Source organism: Endozoicomonas sp. ALB091, from assembly GCF_049310265.1.
In the GTDB taxonomy this organism is placed as follows: domain Bacteria; phylum Pseudomonadota; class Gammaproteobacteria; order Pseudomonadales; family Endozoicomonadaceae; genus Endozoicomonas.
Map to the genome: position 1 here is coordinate 58,927 of NZ_JBLYNQ010000008.1, position 21,934 is coordinate 80,860.

The 21,934-nt window shown below is 48.1% G+C and carries 7 protein-coding genes; all 7 read left to right on the forward strand.

The features are described 5' to 3' along the window. The 7 genes from ACO6UX_RS17125 (at position 1) to ACO6UX_RS17155 (ending at position 21,750) form a co-directional block, all read left to right on the forward strand. Complete coding sequence (locus ACO6UX_RS17125; RefSeq protein WP_422449602.1) at positions 1 to 3,618, forward strand: DUF1601 domain-containing protein; 3,618 nt, start codon at positions 1 to 3, stop codon at positions 3,616 to 3,618. 53 nt (positions 3,619 to 3,671) lie between these two features. Further along, positions 3,672 to 6,833 (forward strand): DUF1601 domain-containing protein, encoded by a 3,162-nt coding sequence (locus tag ACO6UX_RS17130; protein ID WP_422449603.1) that lies wholly within the window; start codon positions 3,672 to 3,674, stop codon positions 6,831 to 6,833. Positions 6,834 to 7,097: 264 nt separating this feature from the next. Further along, positions 7,098 to 10,103 (forward strand): DUF1601 domain-containing protein, encoded by a 3,006-nt coding sequence (locus tag ACO6UX_RS17135; RefSeq protein WP_422449604.1) that lies wholly within the window; start codon positions 7,098 to 7,100, stop codon positions 10,101 to 10,103. A gap of 60 nt (positions 10,104 to 10,163) precedes the next feature. Beyond that, on the forward strand, positions 10,164 to 13,175 hold the full coding sequence (locus ACO6UX_RS17140; protein ID WP_422449605.1) for a DUF1601 domain-containing protein: 3,012 nt from the start codon (positions 10,164 to 10,166) through the stop codon (positions 13,173 to 13,175). Between the two features lie 54 nt (positions 13,176 to 13,229). Then, positions 13,230 to 16,241, forward strand: a complete 3,012-nt coding sequence (locus ACO6UX_RS17145) for a DUF1601 domain-containing protein (RefSeq protein WP_422449606.1) — start codon at positions 13,230 to 13,232, stop codon at positions 16,239 to 16,241. Between the two features lie 53 nt (positions 16,242 to 16,294). After that, positions 16,295 to 19,480 (forward strand): RAP domain-containing protein, encoded by a 3,186-nt coding sequence (locus ACO6UX_RS17150; RefSeq protein ID WP_422449607.1) that lies wholly within the window; start codon positions 16,295 to 16,297, stop codon positions 19,478 to 19,480. Positions 19,481 to 19,533: 53 nt separating this feature from the next. Continuing rightward, the gene (locus ACO6UX_RS17155; RefSeq protein WP_422449608.1) at positions 19,534 to 21,750 is read left to right on the forward strand and encodes a DUF1601 domain-containing protein; all 2,217 of its coding nucleotides are present in this window, start codon (positions 19,534 to 19,536) and stop codon (positions 21,748 to 21,750) included. The last annotated feature ends 184 nt before the right edge of the window (positions 21,751 to 21,934 follow it).

The following is a 21,934-nucleotide window of genomic DNA, read 5'->3' on the forward strand; positions in this document are numbered from 1 at the left end:
ATGGACAGAGGCAGTGCTGGTATAAGTTGGAAATGTACAACATCAGGTAATGATTATAATCAACCGGATGATCATGCAGGTGCTTCAGGAAGTGTACGATACCGGTATGGCACAGTGAGGCGGACGAATACTCCACTTCCCTATATCCCGGAGCGTCATGAATTTTATCCTGCTTCTGACGCCTGTTCTGCTCACCATCCACCAGGACATTCAATAAAACCTGTTCAGGATTTTAATGATCTCATCACACAAGCAAAAATGGATGACCTGGTGAGGATATCTACTCATTATGGTGATCGCTATGATGGGAAAAAACACAGTCAATTTGCCTGTTCAATCAAACAATTCACATCAAGGTCAAAAAGACCATTAAATCGTGGTGAACAATGCCAACTGATACCATTGTTGCACGCTTTTAAAGCGACACCCGGATGGCTCTGGCGAAGCCTGATGACAACAGTTCATTCATTTACGTCAGCGGGTGTCTTTACCCCTCATAAATACATGAATGAGAGAAGTAAGGAGGCTCAGGCAGCGTTATTGTCAACGTTACTTGATGCAGTAATAGTTAAGTGCAAGCAAAAACCTGAAGCCAGGGATATTGATGCCCAAGGTACCGCCAACCTGCTGTGGGCCCTGGCAAAAATAGTTGGTAACGGGCTGGAGCTGGAGAAAACACCGAAGATCAAAGAGGCCGTGGCCGCGCTGTTGCCCCTGGTGAAAATCAAAGCCGACTCAAAAGAGGGAAAATATCACTTTATTCCTCAGCATATCGCCAACCAGTTGTGGGCAGTGGCAAAATTGGTAGATAACGGGCTGGAGCTGGAGAAGACACCGAAGCTCAAAGAAGTTGTGGCCGCGCTGTTGCTCCATGTGAAAACGAAAGCCGAATCAAAAGAAGAGAAAGACCACTTCAAGCCACAGGAAGTCGCCAACTTGCTGTGGGCTCTGGCGAAACTGGTCGAAAACGGGTTGGATCTGGAGAAGACAGCGCAGCTAAAAGAGGCCGTAGCCGCGCTGTTGCACCATGTGAAAAGCAAAGCTGAATCAAAAGAAGAGAAAGACCACTTCAATCCACAGGCAGTCGCCAACCTGCTTTGGGCCGTGGCGAAACTGTTGGACAATGGTCTGAAGAAGACACCGACGTTCAGAGAGGCCGTGGCCGCGCTGCTGGCCAATGTGAAAACCAAAGCCGAATCAAAAGAAGAGAAAGACCACTTTATTCCTCAGCATATCACCAACCTGCTGTGGGCCGTGGCAAGATTAGTGGACAACGGGCTGGGGCTGGAGAAGACACCCAAGCTCAAAGAGGTCGTGGCCGCGCTGTTACCCCATGTGAAAACCAAAGCCGAAGCAAAAGAAGAGAAAGACCACTTTATTCCTCAGCATATCGCCAACCTGCTGTGGGCGGTGGCGAAATTGGTAGACAACGGGCTGGAGAAGACAGCGCAGCTAAAAGAGGCACTGGCCGTGCTGTTACCGCATGTGAAAACCAAAGCCGAATCAAAAGCAGAGAAAGACCACTTTATTCCTCAGCATATCACCAACCTGCTGTGGGCGGTGGCGAAATTGGTAGACAACGGGCTGGAGCTGGAGAAGACAGCGCAGCTAAAAGAGGCCGTGGCCGCGCTGCTACCCCATGTGAAAACCAAAGCCGAATCAAAAGCAGAGAAAGACCACTTTATTCCTCAGCATATCGCTAACCTGCTATGGGCCCTGGCAAAACTGGTGGACAACGGGCTGGAGATGACAGCGCAGCTAAAAGAGGCCGTGGCCGCGCTGCTACCCCATGTGAAAACCAAAGCCGAATCAAAAGAAGAGCAAGACCACTTCAAGCCACAGGCAGTCGCCAGCCTGCTGTGGGCCGTGGCAAAACTGGTTGACAACGGGCTGGAGCTGGAGAAGACAGCGAAGCTCAAAGAGGCCCTGGCCGCGCTGTTGTGCCATGTGAAAGCCAAAGCCGAATCAAAAGAAGAGAAAGACCACTTTATTCCTAAACATATCGCTAACCTGCTGTGGGCCGTGGCAAAACTGGTGGACAACGGGCTGGAGAAGACAGCGAAGTTGAAAGAGGCCCTGGCCGCGCTGTTGCACCATGTGAAAGCCAACGCCGAATCAAAAGAAGAGATAGACCACTTTAACACTCAATCTACCGCCAACCTGCTGTGGGCCGTGGCAAAACTGGTGGACAACGGGCTGGAGAAGACAGCGCAGCTCAAAGAGGTTGTGGCCGTGCTGTTGCCCCATGTGAAAGTCAAAGCCGAATCAACAGCAGAGAAAGACCACTTTATTCCTCAGCATATCGCTAACCTGCTGTGGGCCCTGGCAAAACTGGTGGACAACGGACTGGAACTGGAGAAGACACCCAGGCTTAAAGAGGCCGTGGTCTGGTTGTTGCCCTATGTGAAAACCTACGCCGAATCAAAAGAAGAGAAAGACCGCTTCAGCACACAAGAGACCGTCAAAGTGCTGTGGGCCGTGGCGAAACTGGTAGACAACGGACTGGAGCTGGAGAAGACACCAAAGCTGAAAGAGGCCGTGGTTGCGCTGTTGCCCCATGTGACAACCAAAGCCAAATCATTAGAAGAGACAGACCCCTTTACTCCTCAGCATATCGCCAACCTCCTGTGGACCCTGGCGAAACTGGTGGAGAACAGGTGGAAGCTGGAGAAGACATCGAAGTTCAAAGAGGCTGTGGTCGCGCTGTTGCCCCATGTGCAAACCAAAGCCACATCAAAAGAAGAGAAAGACCAATTCAAGCCACAGGAAGTCGCCAACATGATATGGGCCGTGGCAAAACTGGGTGAGGCTATTGAGCTGAACGTGGTTAACACAACGTTTGCTTCCCTTCTCGGCAAAATCAGCGAAAACACCCCGCTCTCTCATCAAGGTAGACGGATGTCTCTGTGGGGAGTCATGGCATTCTGTGCCAGATTTTATCTGACCTACGGTAAAAATAATAAAAACTCGCTTGAAAAGCATATAGGTGAACTATTTTCTTGCCCGGGAAATACACCCTCAGGCAATACCGAGGATCAATCCATTATTGCCATGGTCACAAGTTGGCTGGGGATAGCGTGTCCGGTGGTTCCCCATTACCGAACAATCACTTCACAATCACAATCCACTTTTCGCAATCAACTCCGATCAAGCCTTCCGTCTTTGAAGATTGAAGAAGAAAAGAGTCTGAACTCATTACCTCCGGTTGACCTGCTACTGCCAGATTACAACATGGTGATCGACGTTCAGGGGCCCTCCCATTACGTGGGTGGTGATTTCAAAACCAAGAATGGTTCGACTTTGTTGAAAATCGCTCTGCTGAAAAAATTAGGATTTGAGGTCATTGAAATCCCGGTGAACAAGCTTGGGAACCAGGGTTCAATGAAAAGAGTTATTGAGCAAATAAAGATAAAGTTAGCCGACCCGCCGCAGGCTTATGACTCTGTGTTACATAACAGCGGCGAGGGGTCAGCAGATGAGGCATACGTTACTGCCGATGAAGGAGGGCAATTTTCAGATAGCTGTTATTTTACCGCTGTAGAATATTTAGAAGAGCAAACAGATAAACCAAAAAAGAGAAAAAGGAAGAGAAAAAAGCCAGTAAAAACTACTGCCTGATGATGCCGTAGAGTAGTCTACTTTTTATATTTCCCATGAATTAATGAAATATAATGATGGACAGAGGCGGTGCTGGTATCAGTTGGCAATGCGCAACATCAGGTAATGATTATAATCAACCGGATGATCGTACCGATTGTTCAAAGGGGGGGCGATACCGGCATGGCACAGTCAGACAGGTGAATACGTCACTTCCCTATACCCAGAAGCATAATGAATTTTATCCTGCTTCTGACGCCTGTTCTGCTAACCATCCAAGAAGACACTCATTAAAACCTGTTGATGATTTTAAGGCTCTTATCACACATGAAAAAGTGGATTGCCTGTTGAGGTTATCTACCCATTACGGTGATCGCTATGATGGTAAGAAACACAGTCAATTTGCCATTTCAATCAAACAATACACTGCAGCGTCAAAACGACCTTTGCATCACAGTGAACAACGTCAACTGATGCCATTGTTGTACGATTTTAAAGTGACAACCGGGTGGACCTGGCGAAGCCTGACGACAACGTTTCATTCATTTACTTCAGCGGGTGTTTTTACCTCTCATAAATACATGGAAGAGTGGGTTAAGGAAACTCAAGCGGCTTTACTGTCGACTTTACTTGATCAAGTACTACTCAAGTGCAACCAAAAACCTGAAGCCAGGTATCTTGATGTTCAAGGTATCAATAACCTGCTGTGGTCTGTAGCGAAACTGGTGGGCAACGGCCTGGCGCTGGAGAAAGCACCGAAGCTCAAAGAGGTTGTGGTTGCACTGTTGATCCATGTTAAAGCCAAAGCCAAAGCACCAGAAGAGAGAGAACACTTTATTCCTCAGCATATCGCCAACCTGCTGTGGTCTGTGGCGAAACTGGTGGACAACGGGCTGGAGCTGGACAAGACACTGGTGCTCAGAGAGGGGGTGGCCGCGCTGTTGCCCCATGTGATAGCCAAAGCTGGATCAGAGAAATACCACTTTATTCCTCAGCAGATTGCCAACCTGCTATGGGCCGTGACGAAATTGGTGGACAAGGGGTTGGAGAAAACACCAACGCTCAAAGGGGCCGTGGCCGCGCTGTTGCCTCATGTGAAAACCAAAGCCGAATCAAAGGAAGAGAAAGACCACTTTAACACTCAAGGTGTCGCCAACCTGCTGTGGGCCTTCGCGAAACTGGTGGACAATGGACTGGAGCTGGAGAAGATACCGAAACTCAAAGAGGCTGTGGCTGCGCTGTTGCCTCATGTAAAAACCAAAGCCGAATCAAAAGCAGAGAAAGGCCACTTTAACAATCAAGGTATCGCCAACCTGCTATGGGCCTTCGCGAAACTGGTGGACTACGGGCTGGAGCTGAAGAAGATGCCGACGCTCAAAGTGGCCGTGGCGGCGCTGTTGCCCCTGATGAAAACCAAAATCGAATCAACAGAAGAGAAAGACCAATTCAAGCTGCAGGAAGTCGCCTCTCTACAATGGGCTTTGGCGAAACTGGTGGACAATGGGCTGGAGCTGGAGAGGACACCGAAGCTCAAAGAGACTGTGGACGCAGTGTTGATTCATGTTGAAGCCAAATCAAAAGAAGAGAAGAACCACTTCAATCCTCAGCAAATTTCCAACCTTATATGGGCGGCGGCGAAATTGGTAGACAACGGGCTGGAGCTGGAGAAAACACCGAAACTCAAAGAGGTCGTGGCTGTGCTGTTGCCCCTGATGAAAACCAAAGCTGAATCAAAAGAAGAGAAAGACCACCTTATTCCTCAGCATGTCACCAACCAGCTGTGGGCCCTGGCGAAACTGGTAGACAACGGGCTGAAGCTAAAGAAGACTCCGCAGCTCAACGAGGCTGTGGCCGCGCTGTTGCCCCATGTGAAAACCAAAGCTGAAGCAAAAGAAGAGAAAGACCGCTTCAGGCCACAGGGAGTCGCCAATCTGCTGTGGTCCATGGCGAAACTGGTAGACAACGGACTGGAACCGGAGAAGACACCCAGGCTTAAAGAGGCCGTGACCTGGTTGTTGCCCTATGTGAAAACCTACGCCGAATCAAAAGAAGAGAAAGACCGCTTCAGCGCAAAAGATACCGCCAACTCGCTGTGGGCCATGGCGAAACTGGTAGACAACGGACTGGTGCCGGAGAAGACACCGAAGCTGAAAGAGGCCGTGGTTGCGCTGTTGCCCCAGGTGACCAGCAAAGCCGAATCATTAGACGAGACCGACCACTTTTCTCATCAGCATATTGCCAACCTGCTGTGGGCCCTGGCGAAACTGGTGGAGAACGGGTTGAAGCTGGTGAAGACATCGGAACTCAAAGAGTCCGTAGTCGCGCTGTTGTCCCTGATGCAAACCAAAGCCGAATCAAAAGAAGAGAATGAGCGCTTCAAGCCACAGGAAGTCGCCAGCATGATGTGGTCCGTGGCAAAACTGGGTGAGGTGATTGAGCTGAAGGTGGTTGAATCAACGTTCGATTTTCTTGTCGGCAAAAACAGCGAAAACCTCCAGCTCCCTCAGCAAAGTAGATGGATGTCTCTGTGGGGAGTCATGGCATTCTGTGCCAGATGTTATCTTAACTACGGTAAAAATAATAAAAACTCACTTGAAAAGCATGTAGGTGAACTATTTTCCCGCCTGGGAAATACCTCCTCAGGCAGTATCGAGGATCAATCCATTATTGCCATGGCCGCAAGCTGGCTTGGAAGAGCGTGTCCGGTCACCCCCCAATACCCGACAATTATTTCACAATCTCAATCCACCTTCCTCGATCAACTCAAATCAAGCCTTCCGTCGTTGAAGATTGAAGAAGAAAAGAGTCTGAACTCATTACCTCCGGTTGACCTGCTACTGCCAGATTACAACATGGTTATCGACATTCAGGGACCTTCTCATTACGTGAGTGGTGATTTCAAAACCAGAAATGGTTCGACTTTGTTGAAAATCGCCTTGCTGCAAAAATCAGGATTTGAGGTCCTTGAAATTCCGGTGAACAAGCTTTGGAAACAGGATTCAATGAAACGAGTTATTGAGCAAATAAAGATAAAGTTAGCAGTCCCGCCACAGGCTCATGGCGTGTTCCATACCAGTGGTGAGGCGGCGGCAGATGAGGCATACGTTACTGCTGATGAAGGAGAGCCATTTTCCGATGACGGTTATGTTACCGCCGAAGAATATTTGGAAGAGCCAATAAATAAACCCAAAAAGAGAAAAAGGAAGAGAAAAAAACCAGTAAAAACTACGGCCTGATGAGGCTCTGGGAGGCTGTCCGAGAATAGACTGCCCTACGCGGCAACTGCTCCTGCGTTGCCCTAGCTCCTGCATCCATGCAGTCGTGCGGCGACAGCAAATTGGTCTAAAAATCCGCTTTTGTTCGGCAAATAGCCCCGCTATTCACCTCACAAAACCAAATTTTTATCCTCAATTTTCTCCCGTCCTCGCGACGGGCGCTATTCTCGGAAAGCCTCCTGGAGTAGTCTACTTTTTATATTTCCCATGAATTAATGAAATATAATGATGGACAGAGGCGGTGCTGGTATCAGTTGGCAATGCGCAACATCAGGTAATGATTATAAACAACCGGATGATCGTACCGATTCTTCAAAGAGTGGGCGATACTGGCATGGCTCAGTCAGACAGGTGAATGCGCCACTCGCCTGTATCCAGAAGCGTAATGAGTATCGTGCTTCTGACGGCTTTTCTGCTAACCATGCAAAAAAACACTCAATAAAACCTGTTCATGATTTTAATGCTCTCATCACACAAGAAAGAATGGATTACCTGCTGAGCATATCTGCGCGTTATAGCGATCGCTATGATGGTAAAAAACACAGTCAATTTGCCACCTTAATCAAACAATACACTTCAGCATCAAGACGACCTTTGCATCATAGTGAACAACGCCAACTGATACCATTTTTGCACAATTTTAAAGCTACCTCCGGGTGGACCTGGCGAAGTCTGGCGACAACGCTTCATTCATTTACTTCAGCGGGTGTTTTTACCCCTCATAAGTACATGAGTGAGGGAAGTAAGGAAACTCAGGAAGCTTTATTGTCAACTTTACTTGATGCAGTAATACGTAAGTGCAACCAAAAACCTGAAACCAGGGATATTGATGCACAAGGTGCCGCCAACCTGCTGTGGGCCCTGGCGAAACTGGTGAACAACGGGCTGGAGCTGGAGAAGACACCGAAGCTCAAAGAGACCGTGGCCGCGCTATTGCCCTTGGTGAAGACCAAAGCCGAATCAAAAGAAGAGAAAGACGATTTTATCCCTCAGCATATCTCCAACCTGCTGTGGGCCGTGGCGAAATTAGTAGACAACGGGCTGGAGCTGAAGAAGACACCAAAACTCAAAGAGGTCGTGGCCGCGCTGTTGCCCCTGGTGAAAACCAAAGCCAAATCAAAAGAAGAGAAAGACCATTTTATCCCTCAGCATATCTCCAACCTGCTGTGGGCCGTGGCAAAATTGGTGGACAACGGGCTGGAGAAGACACCAACGCTCAAAGGAACGGTAGCCACGCTGCTGCCCCTGATGAAAGCCAACACCGAATCAAAAAAAGAGAAAGACCACTTCAACACTCAAGCTACCGCCAACCTGCTGTGGACTCTGGCGAAACTGGTAGACAACGGGCTGGAGAAGGCAGCGCAGTTCCAAGAGGCTGTGGCCGCGCTGCTGCCCCACGTGACAACCAAAGCCGAATCAAAAGAAGAGAAAGACCACTTCAACACACAGGAGGTTGCCAGCCTGCTGTGGGCCTTGGCGAAACTGTTGGACAACGGGCTGGAACCTGAGAAAACACAGAAGCTCAAAGAAGCCGTCGTCGCGCTGCTGTCCCGGGTGAAAGCCAAAGCCGAATCACAAGAAGAGAAAGACCACTTTAATCCTCAGGATATCACCAACCTGCTGTGGGCTGTGGCGAAACTGGTGGACAATGGACTGGAGCTGGAGAAAACACCGAAGCTCAAACAGGTCGTAGCCGCGCTGTTGCCCCATGTGACAACCAAAGCCGAATCAAAAGAACAGAAAGACCGCTTTATTCCTCTGCATATCGCCAACCTGCTGTGGGCCATGGCAAAACTGGTGGACAATGGTCTGGAGCTGAAGAAGATACCGAAGCTAAAAGAGGCCGTGGCCACGCTGTTGCCCCAGGTAAAAACCAAAGCCGAATCAAAGGCAGAGAAAGACCACTTTAATGCACAGCATATCGCCAACCTGCTGTGGGCTTTGGCGAAACTGGTGGACAATGGACTGGAGCTGGAGATAACACCGAAGCTCAAACAGGTCGTAGCCGCGTTGTTGCCCCATGTGACAAGCAAAGCCGAATCAAAAGAACAGAAAGACCGCTTTATTCCTCAGCATATTGCCAACCTGCTGTGGGCCTTGGCAAAACTGGTGGACAACGGACTGGAGCTGGAGAAGACAGCGAAGCTCAAAGAGGCCCTGGCTACGCTGTTGTACCATGTGAAAACCAAAGCCGAATCGAAAGAAGAGAGAGACCGCTTCAAGCCACAGGGAGTGGCCAACCTGTTGTGGGCCTTGGCGAAACTGGTGGACAACGGGCTGGAGCTCGAGAAGACAGCGAAGCTTAAAGAGACCCTGGCCGCGCTGTTGTACCATGTAAAAACCACAGCCGAATCAAAAGAAGAGAGAGACCACTTCAATACTCAAGGTACCGTCAACCTGCTGTGGGCCATGGCAAAACTGGGTGAGGCCATTGAGCTGAACCTGGTTAAATCTATGTTCGGTTCTCTTGCCGACAGAATCAGTGAAACCCCTCAGCTTTCTCTGCAAAATACTTGGATGTCTCTCTGGGGAGTCATGGTATTCTGTGCCAGGTTATATCTGTACTTCGGTAGAGATAATAAAAACCCGCTTGAAAAGCACATAGGTGAACTATTTTCTCGCCTGGGAAATACATCCCCGAAGAATATAGAGGCTCAAACCGTCATTGCCATGGCCGCCAGTTGGCTTGGGCGACCGTGTCCGGTGGTCCCCTATTACCAGACAATTATTTCACAATCTCAATCTACCTTCTGCGAGCAACTCCGATTGAGCCTTCCGTCTTTGAAGATTGAAGAAGAAAAGAGTCTGAACTCACTACCTCCGGTTGACCTGCAACTGCCAGATTACAATACGGTGATCGACGTTCAGGGACCTTCTCATTACGTTAGTGGTGATTTCAAAATCAGGAATGGTTCGACTTTATTGAAAGTCGCTCTGCTGAAAAAATTAGGATTTGAGGTCATTGAAATCCCGGTGAACAAGCTTGGGAACCAGGATTCAATGAAAATAGTTATTGAGCAAATAAAGGAAAAGTTAGCCGCTCTCCCTGAAGCTCATGGCTCTGTGTCACTTAGCAGCGGTGAGTGGGCGGCAGACGAGGCATATTTTACTGCTGATGAGGGAGGGCAATTTTCGGATGACTGTTATTTTACCGCTGAAGAATATTTAGAAGAGCAAATAAATAAACCAAAAAAGAGAAAAAGGAAGAGAAAAAAAGCCAGTAAAAACTAATGCCTGATGAGGCCGTAGAGTAGTCTACTTTTTATATTTCCCATGAATTAATGAAATATAATGATGGACAAAGGCGGTGCTGGTATCAGTTGGCAAGGCACAACATCAGGTAATGATTATAAACAACCGGATGATCGTACCGATTTTTCAACGGCTGGGCGATATTGCCATGGCACAGTCAGACAGGTGAATGCGCCACTCCCCTATATCCAGAAGTGTCATGAATTTTATCGTGCTTCTGACGCCTGCTCTGCTAACCATCCAACAAGACATTCAGTAAAACCTGTCCATTATTTTAATACTCTCATCACACAAGAAAGAATGGATTACCTGGTGAGCATATCTGCTCGTTTCGGTGATCGCTATGATGGGAAAAAACACAGTCAATTTGCCACTTTAATCAAACAATACACTTTAGCGTCAAGACGACCTTTGCATCATAGTGAACAACGCCAACTGATACCATTGTTGCACAATTTTAAAGCAACCGCCGGGTGGACCTGGCGGAGCCTGACGACAACGCTTCATTCATTTACGTCAGCGGGTGTTTTTACCCCTGACAAATACATGAATAAGGGAAGTAAGGAAACTCAGGCAGATTTACTGTCAACTTTACTTGATGCAGTAATACTTAAGTCCGACCAAAAACCTGAAACCGGGGATATTGATGCACAAGGTAGCGCCAACCTGCTGTGGGCCATGGCGAAACTGGTGAATGAGCTGGAGCTGGAAAAGACACCCAGACTCAAAGAGGCTGTGGCCGCGCTGTTGCCCAAGGTGAAAACCAAAGCCGAGTCAAAAGAGGAGAAAGACCACTTTATCCCTCAGCACATCTCCAACCTGCTGTGGGCCGTGGCGAAATTGGTAGACAACGGGCTGGAGAAAACACCAAAGCTCAAAGGTGCTGTAGCCGCGCTTTTGCCCCACGTGACAACCAAAGCCGAATCAAAAGAAGAGAAAGACCACTTCAAGCTACAGGAAGTCGTCAACCTGCTGTGGGCCATGGCAAAACTGGTGGACAACGGGCTGGCGCTGGAGAATGCAGCGAAGCTCAAAGAGGCCGTGGCCACGCTGTTGCCCCAGGTAAAAACCAAAGCCGAATCAAAGGCAGAGAAAGACCACTTTAATGCACAGCATATCGCCAACCTGTTGTGGGCCGTGGCGAAATGGGTGGACAACGGGCTGGAGTTGAAGACACCGAAGCTCAAAGAGGCCTTGGTTGCTCTGCTGCCCCGGGTGAGAACCAAAGCCGAATCAACAGAAGAGAAAGACCACTTCAAGCCACAGGAACTCACCAACCTGCTGTGGGCCCTGGCGAAACTGGTGGACAATGGGCTGAAGCTGAAGAAGCTACCGAAGCTCAAAGAGATTATGGCCGCGCTGTTTTCCCAGGTAAAAAACCAGGCCGAATCAAAAGAAGAGAAAGACCGCTTCAAGCCACAGCACCTCGCCAACTTGCTGTGGGCCGTGGCGAAACTGGTGGACAACGGGCTGGAACTGGAGAAGACACCGAAGCTCAAAGAGGCCTTGGCCGCGCTGCTGCCCCGGGTGAAAACCAAAGCTGAATCAACAGAAGAGAAAGACCACTTTATTCCTCAGCATATCGCCAATCTGCTGTGGGCCGTGGCGAAACTGGTGGGCAATGGGCTGGAGAAGACAGCGAAGCTCGACGAGGTTGTGACCACGCTGTTGCCCCATGTGAAAACCAAAGCCGAATTAACAGAAGAAAAAGACCACTTCAAGTCACAGGAAGTCACCAACCTGCTGTGGGCCCTGGCGAAACTGGTAGACAACAGACTGGATCTGGGGAAGACACCGGAGCTCAAAGAGTCCGTGGTCGCGCTGTTGCCCCATGTGAAAACCAAAGCCGAATCAACAGCAGAGAAAGATCACTTGAAGCCACAGGAAGTCACCAACCTGCTGTGGGCCTTGGCGAAACTGGTGGACAATGGGCTGGAGCTGGAGACGACAGCAACGCTCAAAGAGGTCGTGGCCGCACTGCTGCTCGATGTGAAAACCAAAGCCGAGTCAAAAGAAGAGAAAGACCACTTTATTCCACAGCATATCGCCAACCTGCTGTGGGCCGTGGTGACACTGTTGGAAAACGGGTTGGAGCTGAAGAAGACACCGAAGCTCAAAGAAGTTTTGGCCGCGCTGTTGCACCATGTGCAAGCCAAAGCCGAATCAAAAGAAATGAAAAACCACTTCAAGCCACAGGAGGTCACCACACTGGTGTGGTCAGTGGCAAAACTGGGTGAGGCCATTGAGCTGAACCTGGTTAAATCTATGTTCGATTCTCTTGTCGACAGCATCAGTGAAAACCCTCAGCTCTCTCAGCAAGATATATCAATGGCTCTATGGGGAGTCATGGTATTCAGTGCCAGGTATTATCTGTACTTCGGTGACGATAATAAAAACGCCCTTGAAAAGCACATAGATGAACTGTTCTCTCGCCTGGAAAGTCCATCCCCGTGCAATACAGAGTTTCCATTCATCACGGCCATGGCTGCAAGTTGGCTTGGGAGGGCGTGTCCAGTGGGCCCCCATTACCGGACAATCATTTCCCAATCTCAATCCATCTTACGCGATAAGCTCCAGTCAAGCCTTCCGTCTTTGAATATTAAAGAAGAGCAGAGTCTGAACTCATTACCTCCGGTTGACCTGCAACTGCCAGATTACAATACGGTGATCGACGTTCAGGGACCTTGTCATTACGTGAGTGGTGATTTCAAAACCAGGAATGGTTCGACTTTATTGAAAGTCGCTCTGCTGAAAAGATTAGGATTTGAGGTTATTGAAATACCGGTGGACAAGCTTTGGAAGCAGGATTCAATGACAAGAGTTATTGAGCAAATAAAGACAAAGTTAGCCGTCTCGCCAGAGGCCCATGGTCCTGTGACCCCTGACAGCAGCGACTGGGCGGTAGATGAGGCCTATTTTACTGCTGATGAAGGGGGGCAATTTTCTGATGACTGTTATTTTACCGCTGAAGAATATTTAGAAGAGCAAATAAATAAACCCAAAAAGAGAAAAAGGAAGAGAAAAAAGCCAGTAAAAACTGCTGCCCGATGATGACGTAGAGTAGTCTACATTTTATATTTTCAATGAATTAATGAAATTATAATTATGGACAAAAGCGGTGCTGGTATAAGTTGGACATGCACAACATCAGGCAATAATGATTATAATCAACCAGATGATCATACCGGTGCTTCAGGGAGTGGGCGATACAGGTATGGCACAGTGAGGTGGACGAATACTCCACTTCCCTATATTCCGGATCGTCATGAATTTTATCCTGCCTCTGACGCCTGCTCTGCTAACCATTCACCAAGACATTCAATAAAACCTGTTCAGGATTTTAATGCTCTTATCACACAAGAAAGAATGGATGACCTGGTGAGCATATCTGCTCGTTTTGGTGATCGCTATAATGGGAAAAAACACAGTCAATTTGCCTGTTCAATCAAACAATACACATCAAGGTCAAAAAGACCATTAAATCACAGTGAACAATGCCAACTGATACCATTGTTGCATGCTTTTAAAGCGACACGCGGATGGCCTTGGCGAAGCCTGACGACAACGGTTCATTCATTTACATCAGCGGGTGTTTTTACCCCACATAAGTACATGAATGAGAGAAGCAAGGAGGCTCAGGCAGCTTTTTTGTCAACGTTACTTGATGCAGTAATACTTAAGTGCAACCAAAAACCTGACGCCATGGGTATTGATACCCAAGGTACCGCCAATCTGCTGTGGGCCCTGGCAAAAATGGTGGGCAACGGGCTTGAGCTGGAGACGACACCAAAGCTCAAAGAAGCCGTCGCCACGCTGTTGCCCCTTGTAAAAACCAAAGCCGAATCAAAAGAAGAGAAAGACCATTTTATCCCTCAGCATATCTCCAACCTGCTGTGGGCAGTGGCGAAATTAGTAGACAACGGGCTGGAGCTGGAGAAAACGCCGAAGCTCAAAGAGGCCGTAGCTGCGCTGCTGCCCCATGTGAAAACCAAAGCCGAATCACAAGAAGGGAAAGATCACTTCAACACTCAAGGTACTGCCAACCTGCTGTGGGCCATGGCAAAAATGGTGGACAATGGGCTGGAGAAAACACCGAAGCTCAACGAGGCGATAGCCGCGCTGTTGCCCCATGTAAAAACCAAAGCCGAATCAAAAGAAGAGAAAGACCGCTTCAAGCCACAGGAAGTCGCCAACCTGGTGTGGGCCGTGGCGAAACTGGTGGATAACGGGCTGGAGCTGGAGAAGACCGCGATCCTCAAAGAGGCCGTGGCCGTGCTTTTGTACCATGTGAAAACCCAAGCCGAATCAAAAGAAGAGAAAGACCATTTTATCCCTCAGTATATCTCCAACCTGCTGTGGGCAGTGGCGAAATTGGTAGACAACGGGCTGGAGCTGGAGAAAACACCGAAGCTCAAAGAGGCCGTAGCTGCGCTGCTGCCACATGTGAAAACCAAAGCCGAATCAAAAGAAGGGAAAGATCACTTCAACACTCAAGGTACTGCCAACCTGCTGTGGGCCCTGGCAAAAATGGTGGACAATGGGCTGCAGCTGAAGAAGATACCGAAGCTCAAAGAGGTCATGGCCGCGCTGTTTCCCCAGGTCAAAAACCAAGCCGAATCAAAAGAAGAGAAAGACCACTTCAAGCCACAGCACCTCGCCAACTTGCTGTGGGCCGTGGCGAAACTGGTGGACAACGGGCTGGAGAAGACAGCGAAGCTCAACGAGGCTGTAACCGCGCTGTTGCCCCATGTGAAAACCAAAGCCGAATTAACAGAAGAAAAAGACCACTTCAAGCCACAGGAAGTCACCAACCTGCTGTGGGCCCTGGCGAAACTGGTAGACAATGGGCTGGAGCTGGAGAAGACACCGAAGCTCAAAGAGTCCGTGGCTGCGCTGTTGCCCCAGGTGAAAACCAAAGCCGAATCAACAGCAGAGAAAGACCACTTGAAGCCACAGGAAGTCGCCAACCTGCTGTGGGCCTTGGCGAAACTGGTGGACAATGGGTTGGAGAAGACAGCAACGCTCAAAGAGGCCTTGGCCGTGCTGCTGCTCGATGTGAAAACCAAAGCCGAGTCAAAAGAAGAGAAAGACCACTTTATTTCACAGCATATCGCCAACCTGCTGTGGACCGTGGTGACACTGTTGGAAAACGGGTTGGAGCTGGAGAAGACACCGAAGCTCAAAGAAGTCTTGGCCGTGCTGTTGCAACATGTGCAAGCCAAAGCCGAATCAAAAGAAATGAAAAACCACTTCAAGCCACAGGAGGTCACCACACTGGTGTGGTCCGTGGCAAAACTGGGTGAGGCCATTGAGCTGAACCTGGTTAAATCTATGTTCGATTCTCTTGTCGACAGAATCAGTGAAAACCCTCAGCTCTCTCAGCAAGATATATCAATGGCTCTCTGGGGAGTCATGGTATTTAGTGCCAGGTATTATCTGTACTTCGGTGACGATAATAAAAACGCCCTTGAAAAGCACATAGATGAACTGTTCTCTCGCCTGGAAAGTCCATCCCCGTGCAATTCAGAGTTTCCATTCATCACTGCCATGGCTGCAAGTTGGCTTGGGAGGGCGTGTCCAGTGGGTCCACATTACCGGACAATCATTTCCCAATCTCAATCCATCTTACGCGATCAGCTCCAGTCAAGCTTTCCGTCTTTGAAGATTAAAGAAGAACAGAGTCTGAACTCATTGCCTCCGGTCGACCTGCTACTGCCAGATTACAACACGGTTATCGACGTTCAGGGACCTTCTCATTACGTGAGTGGTGATTTCAAAACCAGAAATGGTTCGACTTTATTGAAAGTCGCTCTGCTGAAAAGATTAGGATTTGAGGTTATTGAAATACCGGTGGACAAGCTTTGGAAGCAGGATTCAATGACAAGAGTTATTGAGCAAATAAAGACAAAGTTAGCCGTCTCGCCAGAGGCCCATGGTCCTGTGTCACCTGACAGCAGCGAGTGGGCGGCAGATGAGGCATATTTTACTGCTGATGAAGGAGGGCAATTTTCGGATGACTGTTATTTTACCGCTGAAGAATATTTAGAAGAGCAAATAAATAAACCAAAAAAGAGAAAAAGGAAGAGAAAAAAAGCCAGTAAAACTAATGCCTGTTGATGCCGTAGAGTAGTCTACATTTTATGTTTCCCATGAATTAATGAAATATAATTATGGACAGAGGTGGTGCTGGTATAAGTTGGGCATGCACAACATCAGGTAATGATTACAATCAATCGGATGATCATACCGGTGCTTCAGGGAGTGGGCGATACAGGTATGGCACAGTGAGGCGGATGAATACTCCACTCCCCTATATCCCGGCGCGTCATGAATTTTATCGTGCTTCTGACGCCTGCTCTGCTAACCATCCACCAAGACATTCAATAAAACCGGTTCAGGATTTTAATGCTCTCATCACACAAGAAAGAATGGATGAACTGATGAGGATATCTACTCATTATGGTGATCGCTATAATGGGAAAAAACACAGTCAATTTGCCACTTTAATTAAACAATACACATTAGCGTCACAACGATCTTTAAATCACAGTGAACAACGTCAACTGATACCATTGTTACACAATTTTAAAGCGACACCCCTGTGGGGCTGGCGAAGCCTGACGACAACGTTTCATTCATTTACTTCGGCGGGTGTTTTTACCCCTCATACATACATGGATGCGTGTGTTAAGGAAACTCAAGCTGTTCTACTGTCAAATTTGCTTGATCTGGTAATACTTAAGTGCAACCAAAAACCTGAAACCAGGGATATTGATGCGCAAGGTACCGCCAACCTGCTGTGGGCCTTGGCGAAACTGGTGGGCAACGGGCTGGAGTTGGAAAAGACACCCAGGATCAAAGAGGCTGTTGCTGCGCTGTTGCCCCGGGTGAAAACCAAAGCCGAATCAAAAGAAGAAAAAGACCACTTTATTCCTCAGCATATCTCCAACCTGCTGTGGGCGTTGGCGAAATTGGTAGACAACGGGCTGGAGCTGGAGAAAACACCGAAGCTCAAAGAGGCCTTAGCTGCGCTGCTGCCCCATGTGAAAACCAAAGCCGAATCAAAAGCAGAGAAAGACCACTTCAACATTCAAGCTACCACCAACCTGCTGTGGACTCTGGCGAAACTGGTGGACAACGGGCTGGAGCTGGAGAAGACAGCGCAGCTCAAAGAGGCCGTGGCCGCGCTGTTACGCCATGTGAAAACCAAAGCCGAATCAAAAGAAGAGAAAGACCACTTCGACACTCAAGCGACCGCCAACCTTCTTTGGGCCATGGCGAAACTGTTGGACAATGGGCTGGAGTTGGAGAAGGCTCCGAAGCTCAAAGAGGCGGTAGCCGCGCTGTTACCCGATGTGAAAACCAAAGCCGAATCAAAAGAAGAGAAAGACCACTTTATTCCTCAGCATATCGCCAACCTGCTGTGGGCCTTCGCGAAACTGGTGGACAACGGACTGAAGCTGGAGAAGACAGCGAAGCTCAAAGAGGCCGTCGCCGCACTGTTGCCCCATGTGAAAACCAGAGCCGAATCAAAAGAAGCGAAAGACCACTTTATTCCTCAACATATCGCCAATCTGCTGTGGGCCTTGGCGAAACTGGTCGAAAACGGGCTGGAGATTGAGAAAACACCGCAGCTCAAAGTTGCCGTTGCTGCGCTGTTGCCCCGGGTGAAAACCAAAGCCGAATCAAAAGAAGAGAGAGACCACTTCAATCCACAGGAAGTCGCCAACCTGATGTGGGCCGTGGCGAAACTGGTGGACAACAGGCTGGATCTGGGGAAGACACCGAAGCTCAAAGAGACCGTAGCCGCACTTTTGTCCTATGTAAAAACCAGAGCCGAATCAAAACAACAGAAAGTGCACTTTATTCCTCAACATATAACCAGCCTGCTGTGGGCCGTGGCGAAACTGGTGGACAATGGGCTGGAGATGACAGCGAAGCTCAAAGAAGTTGTGGCCGCGCTGTTGCCACATGTAAAAACCAAAGCCGAATCAAAAGAAGAGAAAGACCACTTCAACACTCAAGGTATCACTAACCTGCTGTGGGCTGTGGCGAAACTGGTGGACAATGGGCTGGCGTTAGAGAAGGCACCAAAGCTAACCGAGGCGGTAGCCGCGCTGTTACCCCATGTGAAAACCAAAGCCGAATCAAAAGAAGAGAAAGACCACTTTATTCCTCAGCATATCGCCAATCTGCTGTGGGCCTTGGCAAAACTGGTGGACAACGGGCTGGAGCTGGAGCTGGAGAAGACAGCGATCCTCACAGAGGCCCTGGCCGCGCTTTTGTACCATGTGAAAACCAAAGCCAAATCAAAAGAAGAGAAAGACCACTTTATTCCTCAGCATATCGCCAACCTGTTGTGGGCCGTGGCAAAACTGGTGGACAATGGGCTGGAGCTGGAGACGACAGCGATCCTCAAAGAGACCCTGGCCGCGCTTTTGTACCATGTGAAAACCAAAGCCAAATCAAAAGAAGAGAAAGACCACTTTATTCCTCAGCATATCGCCAACCTGTTGTGGGCCGTGGCAAAACTGGGTGAGGCTATTGAGCTGAACCTGGTTAAATCTACGTTCGATTCTCTTGTCGAAAGAATCAGTGAAAACCCCCAGTTCCCTCAACAAGGTATATTGATGTCTCTCTGGGGAGTAATGGTATTTTGTGCCAGGTTTTATCTTTGTAATGGCACCAATAATAAAAGCTCGCTTGAAAAGCACATAGGTGCACTATTTTCTCGCCTGGAAAATACATTCCCAATAGATACAGAGTATGAATCCATCATTGCCATGGCCGCAAGCTGGCTTGGAAGAGCGTGTCTGGTCGTCCCCCATTACCCGACAGTTATTTCACAATCTCAATCCACCTTCCGCGATCAACTGCAATCCAGCCTTCCGTCTTTGAAGATTGAAGAAGAAAAGAGTCTGAACTCATTACCTCCGATTGACCTGCTACTGCCAGATTACAACATGGTCATCGACGTTCAGGGACCTTCTCATTACGTGAATGGTGATTTCAAAACCAGGAATGGCTCGACTTTGCTTAAAATCGTCCTGCTGCAAAAATTAGGATTTGAGGTCATTGAAATCCCGGTGAACAAGCTTTGGAAACAGGATTCAATGACAAGAGTTATTGAGCAAATTAAGACAAAGTTAGCCGTCTCGCCAGAGGCCCATGGTCCTGTGTCACCTGACAGCAGCAGGGAGTGGGCGGCAGGTGAGGAATATTTTACTGCTGATGAAGGAGGGCAATTTTCGGATGACTGTTATTTTACCGCTGAAGAATATTTAGAAGAGCAAATAAATAAACCAAAAAAGAGAAAAAGAAAGAGAAAAAAAGCCAGTAAAACTAATGCCTGTTGATGCCGTAGAGTAGTCTACATTTTATGTTTCCCATGAATTAATGAAATATAATTATGGAAAAAGGTGGTGCTGGTATAAGTTGGGCATGCACAACATCAGGTAATGATTACAATCAATCGGATGATCATACCGGTGCTTCAGGGAGTGGGCGATACAGGTATGGCACAGTGAGGCGGATGAATACTCCACTCCCCTATATCCCGGAGCGTCATGCATTTTATCGTGCTTCTGACGCCTCCTCTGCTAACCATCCACCAAGACATTCAATAAAACCGGTTCAGGATTTTAATGCTCTTATCACACAAGCAAAAATGGATGACCTGATGAGGATATCTACTCATTATGGTGATCGCTATAAAGGAAAAAAACACAGTCATTTTGCCTGTTCAATCAAACAATACACATCAAGGTCAAAACGACCATTAAATCACAGTGAACAACGCCAACTGATACCCTTGTTGCACGCTTTTAAAGCGACATCCGGGTGGACCTGGAGAAGCCTGACGACGACGCTTCATGCATTTACATCAGCGGGTGTTTTTACCCCACATAAGTACATGAATGAGAGAAGCAAGGAGGCTCAGACAGCTTTTTTGTCAACGTTACTTGATGCAGTAATTCTTAAGTGCAACCAAGAACCTGACGCCCTGGGTATTGATACCCGGGGTACTGCCAATCTGCTGTGGGCCCTGGCAAAAATGGTGGGCAACGGGCTTGAGCTGGAGACGACACCGAAGCTCAAAGAAGCTGTCGTCGCGCTGTTGCCCCTTGTGAAAACCAAAGCCGAATCAACAGAAGACAAAGACCACTTTAAACCCCAGGAAGTCGCCAACCTGCAATGGGCCCTGGCGAAACTGGTGGACAACGGGCTGGCGCTGGAGAAGACAGCGAAGCTCAAAGAGGCCGTCGCTGCACTGTTGCCCCATGTGAAAACCAGAAAATCAAAAGGCTACTTCAAGCCACAGGAAGTGGCCAACCTGCTGTGGGCCCTGGCGAAACTGGTGGACAACGGGCTGGCACAGACGACACCAAACCTCAAAGAGGCCATGGCCGCGCTGTTGCCCCTGATGAAAACCAAAGCCGAATCAAAAGAAGAGAAAGAGCACTTTAATCCTCAGCATATTGCCAACCTGGTGTGGGCCGTGGCGAAACTGGTGGACAACGGGCTGGAACTGGAGAAGGTGGCAAAGTTCAAAGAGGCTGTGGGCGCGCTGTTGCCCCTGATGCAAACCAAAGCCAAATCAAAAGAAAAGAAAGACCAATTCAAGCCACAGGAAGTCGCCAACATAATGTGGGCCTTGGCAAAACTGGGGGACAACGGGCTAGAGAAGACAGCGAAGCTCAAAGAAATCATGACCGTGCTTTTGTACAATGTAAAAAACAAAGTCGAATCAACAGAAGAAAAAGACCACTTCAAGCCACAGGAAGTCACCAACCTGCTGTGGGTCTTGGCAAAACTGGGTGAGGCTATTGAGCTGAACCTGGTTAAATCTACGTTCGATTCTCTTGTCGAAAGAGTCAGTGAAAGCTCTCAGTTCTATCACCAGGGTGTATTGATGTCTCTCTGGGGAGTCATGGTATTTTGTGCCAGGTTTTATCTTTGTAATTACACCAATAATAAAAGCTTGCTTGAAAAGCACATAGGTGAACTATTTTCTCGCCTGGAAAATACCTTGCAAATAGATACAGAGGATGAATCCATCATTGCCATGGCAGCAAGCTGGCTTGGAAGAGCGTGTCCGGTCGTCCCCCATTACCCGACGATTACTTCACAATCTCAATCCAGCTTGCGCGATCAACTGCAATCCAGCCTTCCGTCTTTGAAGATTGAAGAAGAAAAGAGTTTGAACTCATTACCTCCGGTTGACCTGCTACTGCCAGATTACAACCTGGTGATCGACGTTCAGGGACCTTCTCATTACGTGTGTGGTGATTTCAAAACCAGGAATGGTTCGACTTTATTGAAAGTCGCCCTGCTGAAAAAATTAGGATTTGAGGTCATTGAAATACCGGTGAACAAGCTTAATAACCAGGATTCAATGAAAAGAGTTATTGAGCATATAAAGATAAAGTTAGCCGTCTCGCCAGAGGTCCATGCTCTTGTGTTACATAGCAGTGGTGAGGAGGCAGCAGATGAGGCATATTTTACTGCCGATGAAGAATGGCAGTTTTCGGATGACTGTTATTTTACCGCTGAAGAATATTTAGAAGAGCAAACAGAGAAACCAAAAAAGAGAAAAAGGAAGAGAAAAAAAGCCAGTAAAAACTAATGCCTGTTGATGCCGTAGAGTAGTCTACGTTTTATATTTTCCATGAATTAATGAAATATAATTATGGACATTGGTTGCCAAAATATTTAATGTCCTCCAAAATGTTTGGAGAGTTAAAAAAGAAGTGACAATTTAAAAAATAAATGACAAATTCTCCAAAATCCTACTACATTGCATGGTTAAG